We start from the raw sequence: 20,355 nt of genomic DNA, 5'->3' as shown, positions 1-20,355 counted from the left end.
TGTGGCGTTTCCGGTTCGAAAGGGGGGTTGGTCTCACCCCGCCCGGGACTCCGCGCATGGCGGGCATGGCGGTGTCCCGTGTGCTGGCGGGCCGGGTGAGTGGGCATGCGTGACTGGCCGCGCGGCTCGCGACTCGGCACACGTGTCCAGGTGACCGAGCACGGCACCCCCCTACCGCGCCCCGCGGTCCCCCTGTCGCGACTCTCTGGCCCTCCCCTTGAGTCGCTGTGCATGACAGGTTTGCCGCGGGCGGATGTACGACAATATTGACCATTGGGACTCTATGGCAATACCTGGCATGGTGAATACCGTTTTAAGAAATTGCCACCGAGTCGTCTGATTGATCATTCCTGTACGGCAATGTCCGTTATTGGGCGCCGGCGCGCAACCGCCCCATACGCTTGAGGAATCGGTCCGCGGGCTCCCTCAGCCCGGGCCGCGCGGTCACCGCGTTGCGCAGGGCGCGCACCGGCGCACGCCGGGCCCGGTGCCCCACCGCGACCGGATGCCGGCGGGTCACCCACCCCTCGGAGACGGTCAGGTCGCGGGTCTTCAGGGACTCCTTGTACTCCTTGTGGCCACGCCCCAGATCGAGCTGGGCCACCCCGCCGGCGGCGGCTCCCTCCGCCATCCGCAGATGCAGCACCAGCCCCGGGGAGAACTTCGCGAACTCCGTGTCGTAGGCCGGGAACCAGCAGGCCAGCACGGCGGGCGTGCGCATCCCGAAGTGCGCGGCGATCGGCCGCTCACCCGCGTAGAGCACGGACAACTGCCCGGCGAAGCCCTCGGTCCTGGTGTGGAAGAGGCGCTCCACCAACTCGACGATCCACGGCCGGGCGAAGCGGTCGCTGCGCCCGGTTCTTCGGTACTGCGCGGACTTCCATTCCATCAGCTGCCGCAGCATCCCGATGTCGCGCTCGTCGTGCACGTAGCGCACCTCGCCGACGTCCCGGCCCAGCTTGCGCTCCTTGGCGAGCGTGGTCCGCAGGAACTTGGGCGAGTGCGCCCGAAGATGGCCGAGATACGCCTCGTACCCGTGTTCCACGTCCATGACGGGTGACGGGTAGGATCCGCTCGCCCCCTCCTCGAAGGGCTTCTGGCCCTCCATCAGGTGATCGAACTCCCAGACGGCCAGCCCGCACGCGCGCAGCAGCTCGCGCGCGTCCCACTGGAACCCCGGACGGTGCACGAGGCCCTGGCAGTCCGACAGGCCGAGGCCGACGGCCCGCCCCACGCCGGCGGCCGAGCGCTGATGCGGGAAGAAGGCGACCGGGACGCCGTCCTCGCGGATCACGCCGACCCGGACGCCCCGGCGGTGATGGGCCACGGCGAGCGTGAACTCGGGTGACAGGAACGGGTTGCCGAGCTGCGGGCAGCCCATGGCCGCGGCCTGGCCCTGCACGCGCGCCCACTCCGCCCGGTCGGCGGCGGTGAGCTCGCCGGGGCGGTACACGGTGATGTCCACGTTACGGAGTCCGCCTTCTCTCGGCCCGGGTGAAGGAGCGCCGCAGCAGCGGCAGCAGGAACAGCGCGGCACTCAGCGCCGCGACCACCGCGACACCCCCGCGGACCGACCACATGTGCAGGGCGAGCATGCTCTGCGCCACCAGCAGGTCGATCACGATCGCGCCGCCGGCCGCGACGACCGCCCGGCTCAGCGGGTCGAGGGAGCGCAGCCCCCCGGCGAGCGCGGCCGCCGGGGCGGCCAGCAGGAAGAAGAAGGTGAACGGTGCCCTGACGGGCGAGGCGATGTCCGCGATCGCGAGCACCGCGCCGACCCCGCCGACTCCCACGGCGGCGCCCGCGAGCAGGGGAAGTGATTCGTTGCCGGTCGGGTGACCGGATGCGTTGTCTCTACGCGTTGGTTGCATTGGCGACTTTGCCCCCCAAAACGCCGGATGCAGAAGTTCAATGTCGCTCAATTCGGGCGCGTGCGTCAAGGAAGGGGCGAACAGAAGCGGCCGTCGCCTCCGGAGGGGCGAAGGAGCGGGCGGAGCGCGGGCGATTTCCGTCGAACTGCCCCTCGGTCAGGGCCGTTGTGTTCGAGCCCGTTCGCCGCCGGCACATCTAAAGCGCTCTCCAACTACGGGAGTAGAGCGCCGCGGCCGAGACGTCGTCACCTCCGGTGCACGCAGCGGCGATCACCGTCGGCGCACGGGAATGTCCATGTCAAGAAATCTTGGCATGGACACTTCCCGAACGTGTTACTGCGCGGTACGAAAGATGCGGCAGAGATCCTGCTAAGGGAGGTTCCATGAGACTGTCCCGTTTCGTGTCAGCCGCATCCGCACTTCTCCTTACCGCCGCACTCGCCCTGATTGGCGCCGGTTCCGCCCAAGCCGCCGGCCCCGTCTACGTGGCCCTGGGCGACTCGTACTCCGCGGGAGTCGGGTCCGGCAGCTACGACGGCTCGAGCGGCAACTGCTACCGCAGCAGCAAGGCGTTCCCCCGGCTGTGGGCCAACACGCATAGCCCGTCCGGGTTCTCTTTCACCGCCTGTTCCGGAGCGACGACGACCGACGTGCTCAACAACCAGCTCGGTCCGCTCAACGCCTCGACGACCCTCGTCAGCATCAGCATCGGCGGCAACGACGCCGGCTTCGCCGACGTGATGACCACCTGCGTCCTCAGTTCCGACAGCACCTGCCTCAGCCGTATCAACCAGGCCCGGGACTTCGCCAACAACCAGCTGCCCGCCCGGCTCGACGCCGTCTACAACGCCATCAGCTCCAGGTCCCCCTCGGCCCGTGTCGTCGTTCTCGGCTACCCGCGCTTCTACAAGCTGGGCACCGGCTGCATCGGTCTCAGCGAGACCAAGCGCAGGGCCATCAACGACGCGGCGGACCTCCTCGACACCGTGACGGCCAAGCGCGCCGCCGACCACGGCTTCGCGTTCGGCGACGTCCGCGGCACCTTCACCGGGCACGAGCTCTGCTCGGGCTCGGCGTGGCTGCACAGCCTCACCCTCCCCGTCTACGAGTCCTACCACCCCACCGCCTCCGGCCAGTCCGGCGGCTATCTGCCGGTGTTCACCGCCGCCGCGTGACCCGCGGCGCGACAGCGCGACCCGTACGGAGCGAGGGGTGCCGGGCCACCGCCCGGCACCCCTCGTCCGTGCCGGCGCGGGCTCAGGGGGCCGCCGCGGTCGCGGCCGAGACGCTGGGCGACGGGCTCGGCGACTGGCACGTGACCGTGAACGGGACGTGCCCGGACTCCTTCTCCACCGGGCTCTTCACCACGACCGCCATCCAGTCCTCGACCGTGGCGTCCGGCTTGTACGACAGCTCGGTGTGCTCGACCGTGCGGCTCTTCTGGCCCCCCGCGGGGAAGTCGAGGGTCTTCCAGCCCGGGTCGGAGCTGCCGCCGTTGCTCGTCGTCCAGCGGTACGTGACCGTCACCGGCGTGCGGTCGACCGTGACGACCGCCGAGAAGGACGGCGCCTGCTCCGCGGACGGCGGGCAGCCTCCGGTGTAGGAGTCGCGCACGGCGGACACCGTGACGTGGACGTTCACATGGGCCGGCGTCGAGGGCGGCGCCGAGGTGTGCGGGTCCCCGGAGCCGGTGGTGCCCGAGGTGGCCCCGTAACCGGTGGCGTCCGCCCCGCCGTCGTCCTCCGAGCCGGTAGCGGAGGGGGAGTCCCCGCCGCCCCGGGTGTTCCCCGCCGTGGTGCCCTGCCCGGTCGAACCGCGGCCCGGGGGCTCGTCGTCCAGCAGGGCGTAGGCCACACCCCCGATCCCCAGTGCCAGGGCGAGCACCCCCGCGGCCATCGCCGCCACGGCGCGGCGCGGTCGAGCAGGGGGGCCTCCGGCCGGCGCCGCGTCACGCCCGGTGCCGATCGGCGCCGTCGGCCCGAGCGGCGTGGCGGAGACCGGGGTCGAGGAGACCGGTGTCGACCGTACCGGCGTGGCGTCCGGCCCCCACGGCGGCAGCGGTACGGCGGCCTGCGTCGTCGCGTAGGCGGTGCCGGCCCCCGGCGGGGTGCGGCCGGCGGCCAGGGCGTCCAGCTGCCGCTGTGCCTCCTCGCCCGGGAGCCGGGTCGCCGGATCCTTGCGCAGCAGCCCGGCGATCACCGGGGTCAGCGGCCCCGCCCTGCGCGGCTCGGGCAGATCCTCGTCCACCACCGCGCGCATCGTGCTCAGCGCCGTGTCGCGGCGGAAGGGCGAACCGCCCTCCACCGCCACGTACAGCAGCACCCCGAGCGACCACAGGTCCGACTCCGGGCCGGGACGGCGGCCGAGCGCCCGTTCCGGCGCCAGGAACTCCGGTGAACCGACCAGTTCACCGGTGCGGGTGAGCGCCGAGGAGCCCTCGATCATTGCGATGCCGAAGTCGGTGAGGACGACCCGCCCGTCGTTGCCGATCAGGACGTTGCCGGGCTTCACGTCGCGGTGCAGCACCCCGGCGGCGTGGCCCACGCGCAGCGCGGCCAGCACCTTGCCGCCGATGCCGGCGGCGCGCCGCGGCTCCATTGGGCCCTCCGCGTCGAGGACGTCGGCGAGCGTCATGCCCCGGACGAGCTCCATGACGATCCACGGACTGCCCTCCGCCATGGCCACGTCGTAGACCTTGATGACGTTGGGGTGCTCGACCCGGGCCGCCGCGATCCCCTCCTGCTGCAGCCGCGCGTACAGGCGCTCGACCTCCCGGTCGTCGAGACCCGCGGGGGCCTTGACCTCCTTGACGGCCACCTCGCGGCCCAGCAACTCGTCACGGGCCAGCCACACCACACCCATGCCGCCCCGGCCCAGCTCGCTGATCAGCCGGTAGCGCCCCGCCACGAGCCGTGTCATCGGCGTGTCCCCCCTCCGTGCCGCCCGCAGCCCAGCATGACCGAACTTCCCTCCGAACGGACCCTTTCGACGGAAACCTCCCTCAACCGAGCATCGCCAGCGCGGCCCTGAGGACCAGGCCGCAGCCCAGCACCAGGACCACCGTCGCCGTCGTCAGCGGCGCCAGCCGCCGTGCCGCGGTGAACAGCCGCCCGCGGGCCCGCAGCGCCGACGCCTTCCCGGCCAGCCGGCCCAGGCGGACGACGGCGAAACCGGCCGCGGTGAGCGTGATCGCCAGGCCCGCGCCGTACGCCAGGACCAGCAGGAAGCCGAACCACGCCTGGCCCAGTGCCGCGGCGCCGACGAGTACGACGACCGCGGAGGGGCTCGGGACCAGGCCCCCGGCGAAGCCGAGCAGGATCGTGCCGCGAAGGGTGGGCCGCGGTTCGTGGGTGTGGGTGTGGGTGTGGGTGTGGGTGTGCGGATGCGGATGCGGGTGGGTGTGCACGGGGGGCCGCGGCGCGGGGCGTTCGGCGGTGAGGACGGCGGCCGGCGCGGCGGCGGGTTCCGCTTCCGCCGCCGCCATGGAGGAGGCGGCGGGCCGCGGTTGCCCGTGCGGGTGCCCGTGGTGGTGATGCCCGTGGCTGTGGTGGTGGCCGTGATCGTGTCCGTGATCGTGGCCGTGGTGGTGTCCGTGGCCGTGGTCGTGGCCGTGATCGTGCGGGCGCCCCCTCAGCCGCCACGCCCGGCGCAGCAGCGCCGCCCCGGCGAAGGCGACCAGCACCCCGCTCGCCACGCCCAGCCAGCCGATCACCGAGGGCGCCGCGGCCGATCCGGTGGTGACCAGAAGCCCGAGCGCGAACACCCCCAGGGTGTGGGTGACCGTCACCGACGCACCCAGTGCGATCATGTCCCGCCGCGACCGGCGCCCGCCCGCCGCGGCCGCCGCGGCCATCAGCGTCTTGCCGTGGCCCGGGGCGAGCGCGTGCATCGCGCCCAGGGCCAGCGCCGTGAGCAGGGCCAGGGCGGCGAACCCCGGGGTCAGCGCGTGCCGCGACACCAGATCGGTGAGGGCCTGCGTCCAGCGGTCCGCGCCCCGCGGCAGGACACCGGAGGCGGCGGGGGCGTCCTCCTGCGCCGCCAGTGCGGGGCCGCCCGGGGTCACCCGGAAGCGGGCCGCACGCTCGTCGGCGGGCGAGGAGAGCAGATCCTTCGGATAGGCGGTGAGCCGCCGCGACACCGAGTCCCCGGGCACGTCGGAGTCGTGGAGCGCCATCCGGTCGGCGCGGGCGGTGATCTCGCGCCAGCCCGGCCCGGCGCCGATGTCCGCCGGGCGGTACGTCAGGGACGCGGGCTCGCCGTCCGGCAGGGGCACCGTCAGCCGGCACTCCACGCGCAGCGTCGTCAGCCCCGCCTGCCCCGGGCGTACGGTGGCCGCCGCCGCGCGCACCGTCACCGGTTCGCCGCGCCCGCCGACGGTCGCGTCCGCGCCCTTCGCGGCCGAGTCGCAGCGCGCCGCCGCCCACCTTGCCAACTCGGGGCGGCCGAGCGCCCGGTCGCCGTCCCGGTCGATCTCGGGCACGGCCTGCGCCGCGGGGATCTCGGCGAGGTCCTCCACGTGGTCGATCCGCAGTACACCGGGGGCGGCGACCAGGCCGTCGTAGCGGTTGACGGTGAAGTTGCCCAACGGGTGTGCCTGCGCCTGCCCCGCGGGCAGCAGCGCGAGGGCCGCGCCCGCCGCTGCCGCGGCCGCCGCGGCGGCCGTCCTGCGCCGGATCATGACGGGTCTCCTTCGATGCGGGCCAGCGCACGGCGGGCGGCGGGGGCGGCGGTGGGGGAGAAGCCGGGGTTGAGGCGGAGCGCCGCGGCGAGGGACGCCCTGGCCGCCGCGCGCTTGCCGAGGGCCGCCTCGATGACGCCCCGGTGGTAGAGGAAGGCCGCGTTGCGGTAGCCCGGCGCGGAGGAGCGCTTCGCGTACGTCAGGGCCTCGCGGTCGCGGCTGTTGACGTGCAGGGCCCAGGCGAGGGCGTCGGCGGTGTGGACGGTCTGCCGGCGCGACCATTCGGCCCGGGCCGCACGCAGCGCCTCCGCGGCGTCCCCGTGGTCGGCGGCGACCAGCGCCGCGTCGAGGTCGGTGGCGACGCCGTTCGCCCGGGCGAGGGCGATCCAGGTGCCGACCACCGCGTACTGCCGCTCCGCCCGCGCGTCCTGGCCGGCGGCCTCGTACAGCTCGCCCAGCTCCGCGAGTTGCGCGGGCAGCGGATAGCGGTCGACGACCCGGCCCAGGTCGCGCAGCGCCTTCTCCCGGTCGCCGCGCGCCGCGTACGTACGGCCGCGGCCCTCGACCGCCGGCAGGTAGCCGGGGTCGGCGCGCAGCGCGGTGGCGAAGTGCCCCAGCGCCGCCGCGTAGCGGCCCTGGCTCCAGGCGAGCTGGCCCAGCGCGGTGGCGACGTAGGCGGTGTCGCCCGGGGTCGCCGCGGAGTCCAGGGCGCGGGTCAGGATGCGGCGCGCACCGGCCGGGTCGCCGCGCAGTTCGTGGACGTAGGCGAGGCGGGTGAAGACCGGGATGCCGGGCCGCACCGAGTCGGCGTGCTCGGCGGCGCGCAGCGCGTCGTCGTAGCGACCGAGTTCGACCAGGGCGTCGACGCGCACGGCGAGGGCGCGCTCGTTGTACGGGTTGACCTTCAGGGCCCGGTCCGCCGCGGCGAGGGCGGCGGGGAAGTCGTGGCGGGCGGCTGTGAGCGCGGCACGTCCGGCGAGGGCGGCGTCGTTGTCGCGCGGCGAGATCCGCAGCGAGCGGGTGATGGCCGCCTGGGCCTGCGGATAGCGGGTCGGATCGCCGCTGGTCCTGGCCTGTTCCACGTAGGCGGCGCCGAGTGCGGCCCACCCGGAGGCGTCCTTGGGCTGGGTCCGCAGATGCGTCTGCAGGGCCGCGATGCCGCCGGCGAGGTCGCCCTCTCCGAGGCGGTCCAGCGGGGCGTCGGCGGCGGGCGCCGCGACCCGCGCGGCGTCCCGGGGACCGGGTGAACCGCCGAGGACCAGCGCGCCCGCGGTGAGCGCCAGCGCGAGGCCGAGCACCAGTGCCGCGTACAGGACGGCGGTGCGCAGTCGGCCCGGGGCCGGTACGTCCATGGCTGCTGCCTTTCGGGATGATGGGGTGGAGCCCGGCCGGGGCGCTCGCGGTGCGCCCCGGCCGGGTGCCGTGCGGTGTGCCGGGTGGCCGGGTGGCCTGCGGCCTGCTGCCGTCAGGCGCGGCCCTGAGCCCGCCGGCCGACGGGACGGCGGCGCATCCGCCACCACAGCAGCGCGGCGCCGATGAGGAGCACGCCCGTGCCGCCGGAGGCCGCGGAGGCGATCAGCACCGTGTTGTCGTCACCGCTTTCCGGGAGCAGGCCGCCCGCGTCGAGCTGCGTGACCCCGTTGGTCTGCGCCGAGTTGGTCGCCGGCTTGGCCAGCGGGCCGTCCGAGCCGGAGGCCGGCAGCGCCACGTAGGGGAAGCCGGCGCCGAACGCCTGGTCGTTGGCGTTGACGGCGTCACCCAGGTCGTTCTTCGACCCCAGCAGTTCGCCCTCGACGACCTGCAGCGCGATGTCGACGACGTCGTCGCCCAGCCGGCGCCCGTTCGGGAAGCCCGCGGTGTCGCCGTCGAGGACTCCGAGCCGCTTGGGCTTGGCGGTCGGCGGGATGGCGGTGTTGAGCCGCAGCATCTCCGCCGGGCGGACGTGCGGCGGCTGGTTGAGCTTGGGCACACCGGTGAGGAACACCTGGACCAGGTCGTTGCGCGGCGTGGCCGGGGCCTTGATCTTGTAGATGCCCTCGATCAGCTTGGGCAGCTCGGGGTGCGTCACGTTCTTGAGGAACTGCCCGTCGTTCCAGGGCGAGGACGCGTTGAACCTGTCCTTGTCCTTCAGCGGGTTGACGACCTCGTTCACCAGCGGCATGCCGAGGCGGGAGACCTGCGCCCAGTCGCCGTTGGCGGTCCGCCGCTGCGTGGTGGACCAGATGCCGACGACCGGCTGCTTGGCCGACTGGCGGATCGCCGCGGTGGGGACCTGCAGGGCTATGGTGTTGACGTTGTAGCCCTTGAGGGTGTCGTCGCCGACCTCGGAGAGGTTTCCTCCGTAGAGCAGGTCGAAGACCCGCAGGTCCAGGAAGAACGGGTCGTCGGACTGGCCGGCGAAGGCCGTCGTGCCGCGGCCGAGCCGCTTGACGGCCTGCTGGCGCAGCACGTTGTAGTCCGGCATCGACGCCTTGCCGACGTTCGACGGCGCGACGGGCACGTCGTTCGCGACCTTGTAGCGGCCGGTGACCTGCTGGTCGTGCAGGCGGAACAGGTCGATGTCGTAGGTCTGGAAGAAGTTCAGGTCCGGGTCGTCGAGGCTGGTGACCGGGCCGGTGTTGTAGAGGAACGTCTTCTTGTTGCGGAAGTGGTCCTGGAACGTCCACCGGTAGAGGTAGTCGCCCTGGGCGTCGCCGTCGTTGTCGATGTGGATGTCGTACTGGGCGTCGTCGGCGAACTTGTAGAAGTTCGGTCCGCCGGCCGGGTCCTGGAACGGGATCCAGTTCGCCACCAGCGTGGTGGTGTCCGGCCGGTCGGGGCTGACGAACGCGTAGACGTCCGTGGTGTCGTACTGCGGCTGCCCCGAGATCAGCGGTGCCTCCCGGTGGCTGGACGCCTGCGCCGTCCCCGGCTCCAGTCCGGTGACGCCCGCCGCGGCGAGCCCCCCCGCGGCCACTGCGCCCGCGGCCAGCAGGGCGATCGTGCGTGATCGCCCGAACCGGGCCGTGAGCCTGCTCCTGCTGTGTGCGGTCATCGCGTCGGTCCTTCGCGAGTCTGGCCCCTCCCCCTTGGAAGAGGTCCTGCGTGGGTTGTTCGGGGCCGGTTGGGCGGCGGATTGGCGGAGCGGCGGGAATTTGTGTCACAGGGCTGTAACGTGATATCGGCCCGGCCGGACGGTGAGCGCACCGCGGAGGGAGGCACGGCGACGGATGAGACGCTCCGTGCACGAACTGGCCTCCGCGTACGCCCTCGACACGCTGGCACCGCGTGAACTGCGCCGCTTCGAGCGGCATCTGATGCGCTGCGACCTGTGCGCGGACCGGGTACGGGAGCTGGCCGGGGACACCGTGCGGTTGGGGGCCGCGCCCGGTTCCGACCCCGGTTCCGGCCCCGGTTCCGCGCCGCCGATGGTGTCGCCGCCGATGGTGCCGCTGCCCGTGGAGGACACCGCGGCGGCCCAGGGCGGGTACGCGCCGGGCCGGTACGCCCCGGACGGTGACGCCGCTCCGGATGCCCCCGACGGAGCCGAACCCGACCCGCGGCGGTGGTGGGACGTCCGGCGCCGGACGTCCGCGGTCCGCCTGGCGGTGGCGGGTGCCGCGGCGGCGCTCCTGGCCTGCGCGGTGCTCGGCGCCCTGCTGCTGCGGGCTTCGGGGCAACTGGAGCGGGAACGGGGGAACGTCCGCGCCGTGTACGAGGTGCTGACGGCGGACGATGCCCGTCCCGTCTACTCCAGCGACGACCACGGACGGGGAGTGACCGCCGTGTACTCCCGGGAGTTGCGCCGGGCGGTGGTGACGGTGCAGGGACTGCCGCCGCTCGAGGGGCGCCGCGCCTACCAGTTGTGGCTGGTGAGCGAACGTCCGACGGCCTTCCGTTCGGTGGGGGTGCTGGGGGCCGTTCCCGTGGCGGGCGACGCGCCCGGGCCGCTCGTGGCCGCGGGGCTGGACGAGAGGTCGTTCGCCTTCACGGTGACGGTTGAGCCGAGTGGCGGATCCGTCCGGCCCACCTCGGATCCCGTCGCCCAACTTCCACTGCTCGCGCTGGGAATCGGTTCGTGACCGTCAACCCCCTTGACGAGACGGTGAATCCGGGAACGCGGATGCATAGGTGACGCCGCAGGACGATAGGGTTACCCTGCCCGGTGCCGGGTGCCCTCGAACGGGTGGGGAGTGTCATGGATCAGATAGCAATGCGGAGCAGGCCGCGAGTGCCTGCCGTCACGTGCGGGAGCAGCGCGTCCAGCGCGCGTCTCGACCGCCATCTCTCGGTGCTGGCCGGCCCCGCCGTGCCGCAGCGGGAGGCGGAGGAGGCCACGCTGTTGATGCGCGAGCTGACCGCGCGCGACCACGTGCGGACGAACGCCAACCGCGGAGCGCGCGTGTCGCTGTTCGCGCCGCTGCGGAGACTGCGCCGCTCACTCTTCGGCAGCCGCGGCTGACCGGAGGCGCTCTCGACGTTCACTGAAGCGGACAGGCTCGGGCGCAGCACACCGTCCCGGCACCGCGTCGTGTCATGCGGCGCGTCGGTGTGCTCCGTCCGGGCCTGTTGTCTTGTCGACTTATGGTCACAGCAGGGCGAATTGCCCGTCCGGGCCCTCTTCGCGGTGGTCCAGTACGGAGGCGGGGCGGCGCGCCGTCTCGGGTACCGGCAGGACGCGGGAAGCGCGCAGCTCGGCGGCACCGATCAGCGGACCCCCCGCCACCCGGGCGGCGAGCGCGCGGAGCGACGGCCGCACCTCCGCCAGCAGGGCCAGCACACTGATCAGCTCCAGCAGTTCGGTCGTCCTGGCCCGCGGCCAGGCGGTGGGACGGACGGCGTCGAGACCTTCCGCCGCCCCGGCGGGGATCCGCCGCCCGAACCAGGTCTCCAGCACCCGCGTCCCCCCGGCGTGGAACTCCCAGGCCGTCTCCGGCACCGGCGCGACCCGCCCGCTCCCCAGCACCAGCGCCTGCTCCTCCGGGTCGTACGAGGGCGCCTCGCGCGGTACGTCCGGCAGCGCGGAGCGGACGTAGGGGCGCCGGCCGCCCGGCGGCCGCGGATGCCCCGCGGGACGGTCCTCCGCCGGATCGGCGAAACGGGCGCCCCGGGTGTGCAGCCAGAGCAACCGGCGTCCCAGCGCGACGCCCTCCGTCCACAGCGCGGGATCCGCGGTCAGCGGGACCCGCACCGGCGAACCCGTGGCCTGCGCGGCGATCCAGGCGAGCACGTCCTCCGCGGTGACCACCGTGTCCAGCCGCAAGGCGAGATGGCCCAGCAGGCCCGGCGCGAGGTTCGGGTCGAGTCCGCCGGGGCGGCGGAACAGCGGCCGGATCCGGCCGGGCCTGCCCGCGGGGGAGTGCCCGTCGGGGAGCAGCGCGGAGAAGACCAGGGGCGGTCCCGGGAGCTGGGGCAGGCGTGCCGTCTCCACCGCGTAGAGCTGACGGCTCCCGTCGGCGACCCGCCACAGCTCCGGGCGGGCCGCGTCGATCAGGCGCTGGTCGGGGATGAGCCACTGCTGGTCGTAGGGGCCGTGCAGCACCCGTACCGGCGCCGCGCACGGTCCGTCCTCCCGCTCCAGCCGTGTGGTGGGCGCGGGGTGGCCCGGCAGTTGGGCGACGGCCGTGTGCGGGGTGCGCGCCCTGGTCGGCTGGAACAGCCGCTCGCGCTCTTCGCCGTCGGCCTTCAGCAGCCGGTCCCAGCGCGCGGTGAGGGTTCCGGCCTCGGGAGCCATCACCCAGCTCCGCCCCAGGCGCAGCGGCGGGACGGACCACGGCATCAGGTCGGCCAGCGTCGGCGCCTCATCGCTCACATCGCTCACCGTGGGCATGCTACTGACGCCCCTCAGGGAGCCTCCATGGTCACGGTGAAGGAGAAGCGGTCGCCCCGGTAGTGGATCCGCACCACGTCGACCGCGCGGCCGGTGTCGTCGTAGGTCACCCCCGTGTAGTGCAGGATCGGGCTGAGCAGCGGCACCTGCAGCAGCCGGGCGGTGCCCGGGTCCGCCAGCCGCGCCTCGACGGTGTCGGTGATGCGGCTGATCCGTACGCCGAGGGCGTCCCGCAGCACTTTCGTCATCGGCCAGCGCGCCAGGTCTGCGAGGTCGATGCGGGCCGCGAGCTCCGGCAGGACGAAGTTCTCCGCCCAGTTGGTCGGTTCACCCGATTCGTCGCAGCGCAGCCGGCGATAGGCGACGGTCTCGGCCAGCCCGGGGAAGTACTCCGCGTACTCCGGCGGCACCGGCGCCGGGCCGTGGCCGAGCACGCTGGTGCGGTCCCCGGACTGCTGGGCGACGATCGCGTCGACCGAGCCCAGCAGCCGCACCGGTGCCCCGCGCCGCGCGGCCGGCTCGATGAAAGTGCCGCGCCGCCGGTGCCGGCTGATCAGCCCCTCCTCCTCCAGCTCCTTCAGCGCCTGGCGCATCGTGAGCACGCTGACGCCGTAGTGCTCCGCCAGTGCGTCCTCGGTCGGCAGCCGCAGCGGGGCGTCCGGACGGCGGCCGAGTATCGAGGCGCGCAGGGACTGCGAGACCTGGTACCACAGCGGGAGCTTGCGGTTCAGGACCAGCGAGTCGGGGGCGAAGGTGCTCGGGCTCGTCGTCATGGCCTGAAGTGTCGCTCGAGCCCCCGCCACACGCCGTCGTAGTCCCGCTGGAGATGCCCGGCCGCCAGCGCCTGCGCCGTCGCGACCACCGGCCAGCGCGTCTCGAACATGAACGCCAGCCCGTCGTCCACCTTCTGCGGCACCAGTTCGGCCGCGCTCGCCTTGTCGAAGGTCGCCCGGTCCGGGCCGTGCGCCGACATCATGTTGTGCAGCGAGGCCCCGCCCGGGACGAAGCCCTCCGCCTTCGCGTCGTACGCGCCCTCGACGAGCCCCATGAACTCGCTCATCACGTTCCGGTGGAAGTACGGCGGCCGGAAGGTGTCCTCGCCGACCAGCCAGCGCGGCGCGAAGACCACGAAGTCGGCGTTGGCCAGGCCCGGCGTGTCGGAGGGCGAGGTCAGCACCGTGTAGATCGACGGGTCGGGGTGGTCGTAGCTCACGCTGCCCAGCACATTGAAGCGCCGCAGGTCGTACACGTACGGCACCAGGTTGCCGTGCCAGCCGACGACGTCGAGGGGGGAGTGGCCGTACTCGGCGGCCCACAGGTTGCCGCCGAACTTGTTGACCACCTCCACCGGCTCCTCGCGGTCCTCGTACGCCGCCACCGGCGCCATGAAATCCCGCGCGTTGGCCAGGCCGTTGGCGCCGATCGGGCCGAGGTCGGGCAGCCGGAAGGGCTGGCCGTAGTTCTCGCAGACGTAGCCCCGCGCCTCGCCGTCCGGGAGCTCGACGCGGAAGCGCACTCCGCGCGGGATCAGCGCGACATGGCCCGGCCCGGCCGCCAGGACGCCCAGCTCAGTGCGGAGCAGCAGCCGGCCGCGCTCCGGCACGATCAGCAGCTCGCCGTCGGAGGAGGAGAAGACCCGGCTGTCCATCGAGCGGTTGGCCGCGTACCAGTGGATGCCGATGCCCTCGCGGCGCAGCACGTCACCGTTGCCGCCGACGGTGACCAGGCCGTCCACGAAGTCGGCCGGCTCCTGCGGCATGGGCAGCGGGCTCCAGCGCAGTCGGTTCGGATCGGGCTCGGCCTCCGTGAACGGCGCGCTGCGCAGCAGCCCGTTGCCGATGCGGCGGAACGGCGGATGCGCCGCCGAGGGGCGGATGCGGTACAGCCACGAGCGGCGGTTGTGATGCCGCGGCTCGGTGAAGGCGGTACCGCTCAGCTGCTCCGCGTACAGGCCGAGCGGGGCGCGCTGCGGTGAGTTGCGGCCGACCGGAACCGCTCCGGGGACCGCCTCGCTCACGTGCTCGTTGCCGAAGCCCGGGAGGTAGGCGAGGTCCTTGCCGTCCTGGATCTCTGTGCTGGCGATCTCTGTGCTGGTCACGATTCCTATGGTTGTCCATAGGAATCAACCCCGCAAGGGATCGACCCCTCCCTGTGGAAAACCGGCATGATGGACCTCGTGCACAGCAGCGGCAACGGTCTCCGGCGTGTCCCCGTCCAGCAGCGCAGCGCCGAACGCTTCGCCCGCATCCTCGACGCGGCCGCGGCGATCCTCGACGAGAGCGGGTACGAGGAACTGAGCACCCGCGCCGTGGCCGCCCGCGCCCGGGTGCCGATCGGTTCGGTCTACCGCTTCTTCTCCAACAAGCGCGCCATGGCCGATGCCCTCGCCCGCCGCAACCTCGACCAGTACCTCGCAGGGGTCACGGCCCACCTCGACGCCGCCGACACGCCCCGCGACGGAGCCGACGGCGTGCACGAAGGCGTGACCGGCGGCGCGACCGGCGGCGGGGCCGCTCCCGGTGACTGGCGCCGTCTGGTCGACCTCGTCGTCGACCAGTACGTCGTCATGCGGCGCACCGTCCCCGGCTTCGCCCTCGTCAGCTTCGCCGGCCCGGCTCCCGGCCCCGCCGCCAACGACCTTGCCAACCACCTCGTCGCCGACCGCCTGCGCGCCCTGCTCATCGCCCCGCTCGGCGCCGCGGGTGTGGCCGTGGCCGACGGCCGGCGGCTGCGGACGGCCTTCGTGGTGGGCGTCGAGGCCGCCGACGCCCTGCTCAAAATGGCCTTCCGCGCCGACCCGCAGGGCGACGCCTCGCTCATCGCCGAGACGAAGGAACTGCTCCGCGCCTACCTGGGCGGGGTCCTGGAGCCGTAGGCCGGGTCGGCCCGGCCCGGGAGCGCCTGCCCGGGAGTGCTACCCCACATGCATACCGGTCGGTATGGTGGCCGCACACGAGGAAGCGCCCTGCCCCGGGAGGCCCCATGGCCAGCAGTCGTACCGCCCTGCGTATCTGTCCGCTGTGCGAGGCCACGTGCGGGCTGACCCTGACCATCGACGCGGACCGGGTGACCGGTGCCCGCGGCGACCGCGACGACGTCTTCAGCGCGGGATTCATCTGCCCCAAGGGCGCCTCCTTCGGCGAGGTCGACGGCGACCCCGACCGGCTGACCCGCCCGCTCGTGCGCCGCGACGGCGCGCTCACCGAGGCCACCTGGGCCGAGGCGTACGCGGCCGTCGCCGAGGGCTTCGCCCGCGTCCGCGCGACCCACGGCGCCGCGGCGACCGGTGTCTACCTCGGCAACCCCAACGTGCACACCATCGCCGGCGGCCTCTACCCGCCCATGGTCATCCGCGCCCTCGGCACCCGCGCGCTGTTCTCCGCCAGCACCCTGGACCAGATGCCCAAACAGGCCGCGTGCGGCCACCTCTACGGGGACGCGCTCGCCGTCCCCGTACCCGACCTGGACCGCACCGACCACCTGGTCGTCATCGGCGGCAACCCCCTGGTGTCCAACGGCAGCCTCGCCACCGCCGCCGACTTCCCCGGCAAGCTCAAGGCGCTGCGCCGCCGCGGCGGCAGACTCACCGTCATCGACCCCAAGCGCACCCGGACCGCCGAACGCGCCGACCTCCACATCGCCCCGCGCCCCGGCACCGACGCCGCACTGCTCTTCGCCGCCGTCCACGTGCTGTTCGAGGAGGAGCTCACGGACCTCGGCCGCCTCGAAGGCCACGTCACCGGCGTCGACGAGGTCCGCGCCCTGGCCCGCGACTTCACGCCCGAGGCCGTCGCCCCTTACTGCGACGTCCCCGCCGAGCGCATCCGCACCCTCGCCCGCGACCTGGCCGCCGCCCCCACCGCCGCCGTCTACGGGCGCCTGGGCAGCACCGCCGTACGCTTCGGCACCCTCGCCAGCTGGCTGATCGACGTCCTCAACATCCTCACCGGCAACCTCGACCGGCCCGGCGGCGCCATGTTCCCGCTGCCGGCCACCGCACGCGCCCCCCGCCCGGCAAGCCCCGGACGCGGCTTCACCACCGGCCGCTGGCACAGCCGGGTCTCCGGCCACCCCGAGGTCGCCTCCGAACTGCCCGCCGCCGCACTCGCCGAGGAGATCGACACCCCCGGCGACGGACAGCTCCGCGCCCTGGTCACCATCGCGGGCAACCCCGTGCTCTCCGCCCCCGACGGCGCCCGCCTCGACCGGGCCCTGGCGCAGCTGGACTTCATGGTCAGCGTGGATCCGTACCTCAACGAGACCACCCGCCACGCGCACGTCGTCCTGCCGCCGCCCCCGCCCTCCCGCAGCGCCCACTACGACTTCGCGTTCGGCAACTTCTCCGTGCGCAACAACGCCCGCTACAGCCCGCCCGCCATCCCGCTGGAGGACGGCAGGCCCGGCGAGCCGGAGATCCTGGCCCGGCTCGCCCTCCTCCTCGGCGGCTTCGGCGCCGACGCCGACCCCGCGCTCGTCGACGAGCAGGCTGTGGCCCACCGCCTGGCCAAGGAGACCGCCGACCCGCACTCCGCGGTCCACGGCCGCGACCCCGCCGAACTCGCGGCCGCGCTCACCGGGGACACCGGATACGAGCGGCGGCTCGACATGATGCTGCGACTCGGCCCGTACGGCGACGGCTTCGGCACTGACCCCGACGGCCTCAGCCTGCGCCGGCTCCTCGACCGGCCCCACGGCATCGACCTCGGCCCGCTCCGCCCGCGCGTCCCCGAGGTGCTGCGCACCGTCTCCGGCACGATCGAGCTGGCGCCCGCCCCGCTCACCGCCGACGTGCCCCGGCTGCTGGCGGCGGTCACCGGCCGGTCCGGGGACGCGCTGGTCCTCATCGGCCGCCGCCATCTGCGCTCCAACAACAGCTGGATGCACAACGTGCCCGCGCTGACCGGCGGCACCAACCGGTGCACCCTCCAGGTGCACCCCGAGGACGCGGCCCGCCTCGGCCTCGCCGACGGGGCCCCGGCCCGGATCAAGGGGGACGGCGGCGAGATAGCGGCCCCGGTCGAGGTCACCGACGCGGTGCGCCCCGGAGTGGTGAGCCTGCCGCACGGCTGGGGCCACGACCGCGAGGGCAGCCGGCTCACCGTCGCCGCCCGCGAACCCGGTGCCAACGTCAACCAGTTGCTCGACGGCACCCTGCTGGACCCGCTGTCGGGTACGGCGGTCCTCAACGGCTTTCCCGTCCAGGTCGCCCCGGCGTGATCCACCGCACGGGGCGCCGCCCTGGAAACGGAAAACTATCGGCGCTAGTTTGGGCGTGCCACGGCAGGCCCGCCCGGGAGGACGAGGAATGAAGCCGCACGACGGGATGTACATCGACGGCGAATGGCGGCCCGCCGCCGGTACGGAGACGATCGCCGTCGTCAACCCCGCCGACGAGCAGGTGATCGCCACCGTGCCCGCCGGCACCGCCGAGGACGTCGACGCCGCCGTCCGCGCCGCCCGCGCGGCGCTCCCCGGCTGGGCGGCCACCCCGCCCGCCGAGCGCGCCGCCCGCATCGCCGCGCTGCGCGACGCCCTCGCCGCCCGCCGCGACGAGATCGCCGAGACCGTCACCGCCGAACTCGGCGCGCCGCTGCCGTTCAGCCAGCTGGTCCACGCCCGGCTGCCGATCGCCGTCGCGGGCTCGTACGCCGAACTCGCCGCCACCCACTCCTTCGAGGAGCGGATCGGCAACTCCACCGTCTTCCACGAGCCCGTCGGCGTGGTCGGCGCGATCACCCCCTGGAACTACCCGCTCCACCAGATCGTCGCCAAGGTCGCCCCGGCGTTCGCCGCGGGCTGCACGGTCGTCCTCAAGCCCGCCGAGGACACCCCGCTCGTCGCCCGGCTCTTCGCGGAGGCCGTCCACGAGGCGGGCCTGCCCGCGGGCGTGTTCAACCTCGTCACCGGTCTCGGCCCGGTCGCCGGACAGGCCCTGGCCGCCCACGAGGACGTCGACCTGGTCTCCTTCACCGGCTCCACCGCCGTCGGCCGGCAGATCGCCGCGACCGCGGGCGGCGCCGTCAAGCGCGTCGCCCTGGAACTCGGCGGCAAGTCCGCCAATGTCATCCTGCCGAGCGCTGACCTCGCCAAGGCCGTAGGCGTCGGCGTCGCCAACGTCATGTCCAACACGGGCCAGACGTGCAGCGCCTGGACCCGCATGCTCGTCCATCGCGACCGGTACGAGGAGGCGGTGGCCCTCGCCGCGGCGGCGGCCGCCAAGTACGTGCCGGGCGAGCGCATCGGCCCCGTCGTCAACGCCAAGCAGCGGGACCGCGTCCGCGGCTACATCGCCAAGGGCGTCGAGGAGGGCGCCCGCCTCGTCGCGGGCGGCGCCGACGCGCCCCGCCCCGAGGGCTACTACGTGAGCCCGACCGTCTTCGCCGACGTCACCCCGGACATGACGATCGCCCGGGAGGAGATCTTCGGCCCCGTCCTGTCGATCCTGGCGTACGAGGACGAGGACGACGCACTGCGCATCGCCAACGACACCGTCTACGGCCTCGCCGGCGCGGTCTGGGCGGGCGACGACGCCGAGGCCGTCGCCTTCGCCCGGCGCATGGACACCGGCCAGGTCGACATCAACGGCGGCCGCTTCAACCCGCTGGCGCCCTTCGGGGGGTACAAGCAGTCGGGTGTCGGGCGGGAACTCGGCCCGCACGGCCTCGCCGAGTACCTCCAGACCAAGTCCCTCCAGTTCTGACCGGTTCCGCTGGTTCTGACAGCCCTGAACGCAGGAGAAAACACCGTGGTCCGCGCCGCCGTACTGCCCGCCGTCAACGCGCCCCTGGTCATCGCCGACATCGACCTGCCCGAACCCGGGCCGGGCCAGGTCCGGGTCAGGCTCGCCGCGGCCGGGGTGTGCCACTCCGACCTGTCCCTGTCCAACGGGACGCTGCGGCAGCCCGTGCCCGCCGTCCTCGGGCACGAGGGCGCCGGCACGGTCGTCTCCGTCGGCGAGGGCGTCACGGGCGTGGCCCCGGGCGACCGGGTCGTCCTGAACTGGGCACCCTCCTGCGGCGCCTGCCACTTCTGCGGGCTCGGCGAGCCCTGGCTCTGCTCCCATGCGGGCGCCGCGGCGGGCGTTCCGTACGCCAAGTCGGCCGCCGCGGGCGACCAGCTCTACCCGGGCCTCGGCACGGCCGCGTTCGCCGAGGAGACCGTGGTCGCGGCGGGCGCGGTGCTGCCTCTCCCCGACGGGGTCCCGCTCATCGAGGCCGCGCTCCTCGGGTGCGCCGTGCTCACGGGGTACGGGGCGGTCCACCACAGCGCCGCGGTGCGCCCGGGTGAGTCCGTGGCCGTCTTCGGCGTCGGCGGGGTCGGCCTCGCCGTCCTCCAGGCCGCCCGCATCGCGGGGGCGGGCGCCGTGGTGGCCGTCGACGTCTCCCCGGAGAAGGAGGAGCTGGCGCGGGCGGCGGGCGCCACGGAGTTCCTCCTCGCGGGCGACGACATCGCGAAGCGCATCCGCGCGCTGACCGGCGGCTACGGGGCGGACGTCGCCATCGAATGCGTCGGGCGCGCGGAGACGATCCGCTCCGCGTGGTCCTCGACGCGGCGCGGAGGCCGCACGACGGTGGTGGGCATCGGCGGGAAGGGGGACCTGGTCTCCTTCTCCGCGCTGGAGCTCTTCCACTTCGGGCGCACGCTGTCCGGGTGCGTGTACGGGAACAGCGACCCGGCACGGGACCTGCCCGTTCTGGCCGAGCATGTGCGGGCCGGGCGGTTCGACCTCTCCGCGATGGTGACGGAGCGGATCGGGCTGGAGGGGATCCCGGGGGCGTTCGAGGGGATGCTGGCGGGGAGGGGTGGGCGGGCGCTGGTCGTCTTCTGACAGTGCGGTCGCTTGTGCCCGGGGTTCGTCTTGCGGCCCGGTTGTTGTGTGCGGGTGCGTCGTGGTTGCGGTTGGGGGTTTCCCCGCCCGCCCTCCCGATTGCCCGGCGCGGTCAGTGACCGCGCCGCTGCGTGTGTGGGTGGGCCGGGTGCGGGGCCTCCGGGGCTGG

The 20,355-nt window shown here is 73.9% G+C and carries 16 protein-coding genes; 7 read left to right on the top strand and 9 right to left on the bottom strand.

Annotated elements, in window-relative coordinates:
- Positions 1-367: 367 nt before the first annotated feature.
- Positions 368-1,465: a GNAT family N-acetyltransferase gene (locus AB0F62_RS18365; RefSeq protein WP_361799446.1), complete on the bottom strand. Its 1,098-nt coding sequence runs from the start codon at positions 1,463-1,465 to the stop codon at positions 368-370.
- A 1-nt stretch (position 1,466) separates the two neighbouring features.
- Entirely contained in the window at positions 1,467-1,793 is a 327-nt protein-coding gene (locus tag AB0F62_RS18360) for a hypothetical protein (RefSeq protein WP_361799443.1), read from the bottom strand.
- Between the two features lie 461 nt (positions 1,794-2,254).
- Between AB0F62_RS18360 and AB0F62_RS18355 the strand changes: the two genes are divergently transcribed.
- Positions 2,255-3,046: an SGNH/GDSL hydrolase family protein gene (locus tag AB0F62_RS18355; RefSeq protein ID WP_361799440.1), complete on the top strand. Its 792-nt coding sequence runs from the start codon at positions 2,255-2,257 to the stop codon at positions 3,044-3,046.
- 82 nt (positions 3,047-3,128) lie between these two features.
- Here the strand turns inward: AB0F62_RS18355 and AB0F62_RS18350 are convergent, their stop codons facing one another.
- The 4 genes from AB0F62_RS18350 to AB0F62_RS18335 all read right to left on the bottom strand — a co-directional run bounded on the left by AB0F62_RS18350 (position 3,129) and on the right by AB0F62_RS18335 (position 9,583).
- The gene (locus AB0F62_RS18350) at positions 3,129-4,790 is read right to left on the bottom strand and encodes a protein kinase (RefSeq protein WP_361799437.1); all 1,662 of its coding nucleotides are present in this window, start codon (positions 4,788-4,790) and stop codon (positions 3,129-3,131) included.
- Positions 4,791-4,872: 82 nt separating this feature from the next.
- Positions 4,873-6,549 (bottom strand): nickel transporter, encoded by a 1,677-nt coding sequence (locus tag AB0F62_RS18345; RefSeq protein ID WP_361799434.1) that lies wholly within the window; start codon positions 6,547-6,549, stop codon positions 4,873-4,875.
- Positions 6,546-7,901 carry a tetratricopeptide repeat protein gene (locus AB0F62_RS18340; RefSeq protein WP_361799431.1) on the bottom strand — a complete coding sequence of 452 codons (1,356 nt, stop codon included), beginning with the start codon at positions 7,899-7,901 and terminating at the stop codon, positions 6,546-6,548. The genes AB0F62_RS18345 and AB0F62_RS18340 overlap by 4 nt, the downstream gene beginning before the upstream one ends.
- Positions 7,902-8,014: 113 nt before the next feature.
- Positions 8,015-9,583 (bottom strand): DUF4331 domain-containing protein, encoded by a 1,569-nt coding sequence (locus AB0F62_RS18335; RefSeq protein WP_361799428.1) that lies wholly within the window; start codon positions 9,581-9,583, stop codon positions 8,015-8,017.
- A 175-nt stretch (positions 9,584-9,758) separates the two neighbouring features.
- On the opposite strand from AB0F62_RS18335, the gene AB0F62_RS18330 reads away from it, so the two are divergent.
- Together AB0F62_RS18330 and AB0F62_RS18325 are read left to right on the top strand one after the other, a co-directional pair.
- The gene (locus tag AB0F62_RS18330) at positions 9,759-10,610 is read left to right on the top strand and encodes an anti-sigma factor (RefSeq protein ID WP_361799425.1); all 852 of its coding nucleotides are present in this window, start codon (positions 9,759-9,761) and stop codon (positions 10,608-10,610) included.
- Between the two features lie 116 nt (positions 10,611-10,726).
- A complete protein-coding gene (locus AB0F62_RS18325; RefSeq protein WP_361799422.1) occupies positions 10,727-10,990 on the top strand; it encodes a hypothetical protein in 264 nt (87 codons plus the stop codon).
- Between the two features lie 126 nt (positions 10,991-11,116).
- Here the strand turns inward: AB0F62_RS18325 and AB0F62_RS18320 are convergent, their stop codons facing one another.
- From AB0F62_RS18320 to hmgA, 3 genes are read right to left on the bottom strand one after another with little or no spacing between them, the layout of a single operon-like run.
- The gene (locus AB0F62_RS18320; protein WP_361799419.1) at positions 11,117-12,358 is read right to left on the bottom strand and encodes a type ISP restriction/modification enzyme; all 1,242 of its coding nucleotides are present in this window, start codon (positions 12,356-12,358) and stop codon (positions 11,117-11,119) included.
- Between the two features lie 14 nt (positions 12,359-12,372).
- On the bottom strand, positions 12,373-13,131 hold the full coding sequence (locus AB0F62_RS18315; RefSeq protein WP_361799416.1) for a GntR family transcriptional regulator: 759 nt from the start codon (positions 13,129-13,131) through the stop codon (positions 12,373-12,375).
- Positions 13,128-14,441, bottom strand: a complete 1,314-nt coding sequence (gene hmgA, locus AB0F62_RS18310; RefSeq protein WP_361799651.1) for a homogentisate 1,2-dioxygenase — start codon at positions 14,439-14,441, stop codon at positions 13,128-13,130. Before hmgA ends, AB0F62_RS18315 begins: the two co-directional genes overlap by 4 nt.
- Positions 14,442-14,522: 81 nt before the next feature.
- Here hmgA and AB0F62_RS18305 point away from each other — a divergent pair, with 81 nt between their 5' ends.
- The 4 genes from AB0F62_RS18305 to AB0F62_RS18290 all read left to right on the top strand — a co-directional run bounded on the left by AB0F62_RS18305 (position 14,523) and on the right by AB0F62_RS18290 (position 20,186).
- Complete coding sequence (locus tag AB0F62_RS18305) at positions 14,523-15,233, top strand: TetR/AcrR family transcriptional regulator (RefSeq protein WP_361799413.1); 711 nt, start codon at positions 14,523-14,525, stop codon at positions 15,231-15,233.
- A 107-nt stretch (positions 15,234-15,340) separates the two neighbouring features.
- On the top strand, positions 15,341-17,575 hold the full coding sequence (locus AB0F62_RS18300; protein ID WP_361799410.1) for a molybdopterin oxidoreductase family protein: 2,235 nt from the start codon (positions 15,341-15,343) through the stop codon (positions 17,573-17,575).
- 88 nt (positions 17,576-17,663) lie between these two features.
- Positions 17,664-19,058 carry an aldehyde dehydrogenase family protein gene (locus AB0F62_RS18295; protein ID WP_361799407.1) on the top strand — a complete coding sequence of 465 codons (1,395 nt, stop codon included), beginning with the start codon at positions 17,664-17,666 and terminating at the stop codon, positions 19,056-19,058.
- Between the two features lie 45 nt (positions 19,059-19,103).
- On the top strand, positions 19,104-20,186 hold the full coding sequence (locus tag AB0F62_RS18290; RefSeq protein WP_361799404.1) for a zinc-binding dehydrogenase: 1,083 nt from the start codon (positions 19,104-19,106) through the stop codon (positions 20,184-20,186).
- Positions 20,187-20,355: the final 169 nt, after the last annotated feature.

The organism is Streptomyces sp. NPDC026673 (assembly GCF_040638135.1).
GTDB lineage: Bacteria > Actinomycetota > Actinomycetes > Streptomycetales > Streptomycetaceae > Actinacidiphila.
Note: the sequence above shows the minus strand (reverse complement) of the source record. Positions and strands in the feature narration are given on the sequence as shown.

Coding starts and splice junctions, on each gene's coding strand:
- AB0F62_RS18320 (WP_361799419.1), bottom strand. CDS start 12,358: ATGCCCACGGTGAGCGATGTGAGCGATGAGGCGCCGACGCTGGCCGAC.
- AB0F62_RS18295 (WP_361799407.1), top strand. CDS start 17,664: ATGAAGCCGCACGACGGGATGTACATCGACGGCGAATGGCGGCCCGCC.
- AB0F62_RS18330 (WP_361799425.1), top strand. CDS start 9,759: ATGAGACGCTCCGTGCACGAACTGGCCTCCGCGTACGCCCTCGACACG.
- AB0F62_RS18355 (WP_361799440.1), top strand. CDS start 2,255: ATGAGACTGTCCCGTTTCGTGTCAGCCGCATCCGCACTTCTCCTTACC.
- AB0F62_RS18345 (WP_361799434.1), bottom strand. CDS start 6,549: ATGATCCGGCGCAGGACGGCCGCCGCGGCGGCCGCGGCAGCGGCGGGC.
- AB0F62_RS18300 (WP_361799410.1), top strand. CDS start 15,341: ATGGCCAGCAGTCGTACCGCCCTGCGTATCTGTCCGCTGTGCGAGGCC.
- AB0F62_RS18350 (WP_361799437.1), bottom strand. CDS start 4,790: ATGACACGGCTCGTGGCGGGGCGCTACCGGCTGATCAGCGAGCTGGGC.
- AB0F62_RS18305 (WP_361799413.1), top strand. CDS start 14,523: ATGATGGACCTCGTGCACAGCAGCGGCAACGGTCTCCGGCGTGTCCCC.
- AB0F62_RS18340 (WP_361799431.1), bottom strand. CDS start 7,901: ATGGACGTACCGGCCCCGGGCCGACTGCGCACCGCCGTCCTGTACGCG.
- AB0F62_RS18315 (WP_361799416.1), bottom strand. CDS start 13,131: ATGACGACGAGCCCGAGCACCTTCGCCCCCGACTCGCTGGTCCTGAAC.
- AB0F62_RS18335 (WP_361799428.1), bottom strand. CDS start 9,583: ATGACCGCACACAGCAGGAGCAGGCTCACGGCCCGGTTCGGGCGATCA.
- AB0F62_RS18325 (WP_361799422.1), top strand. CDS start 10,727: ATGGATCAGATAGCAATGCGGAGCAGGCCGCGAGTGCCTGCCGTCACG.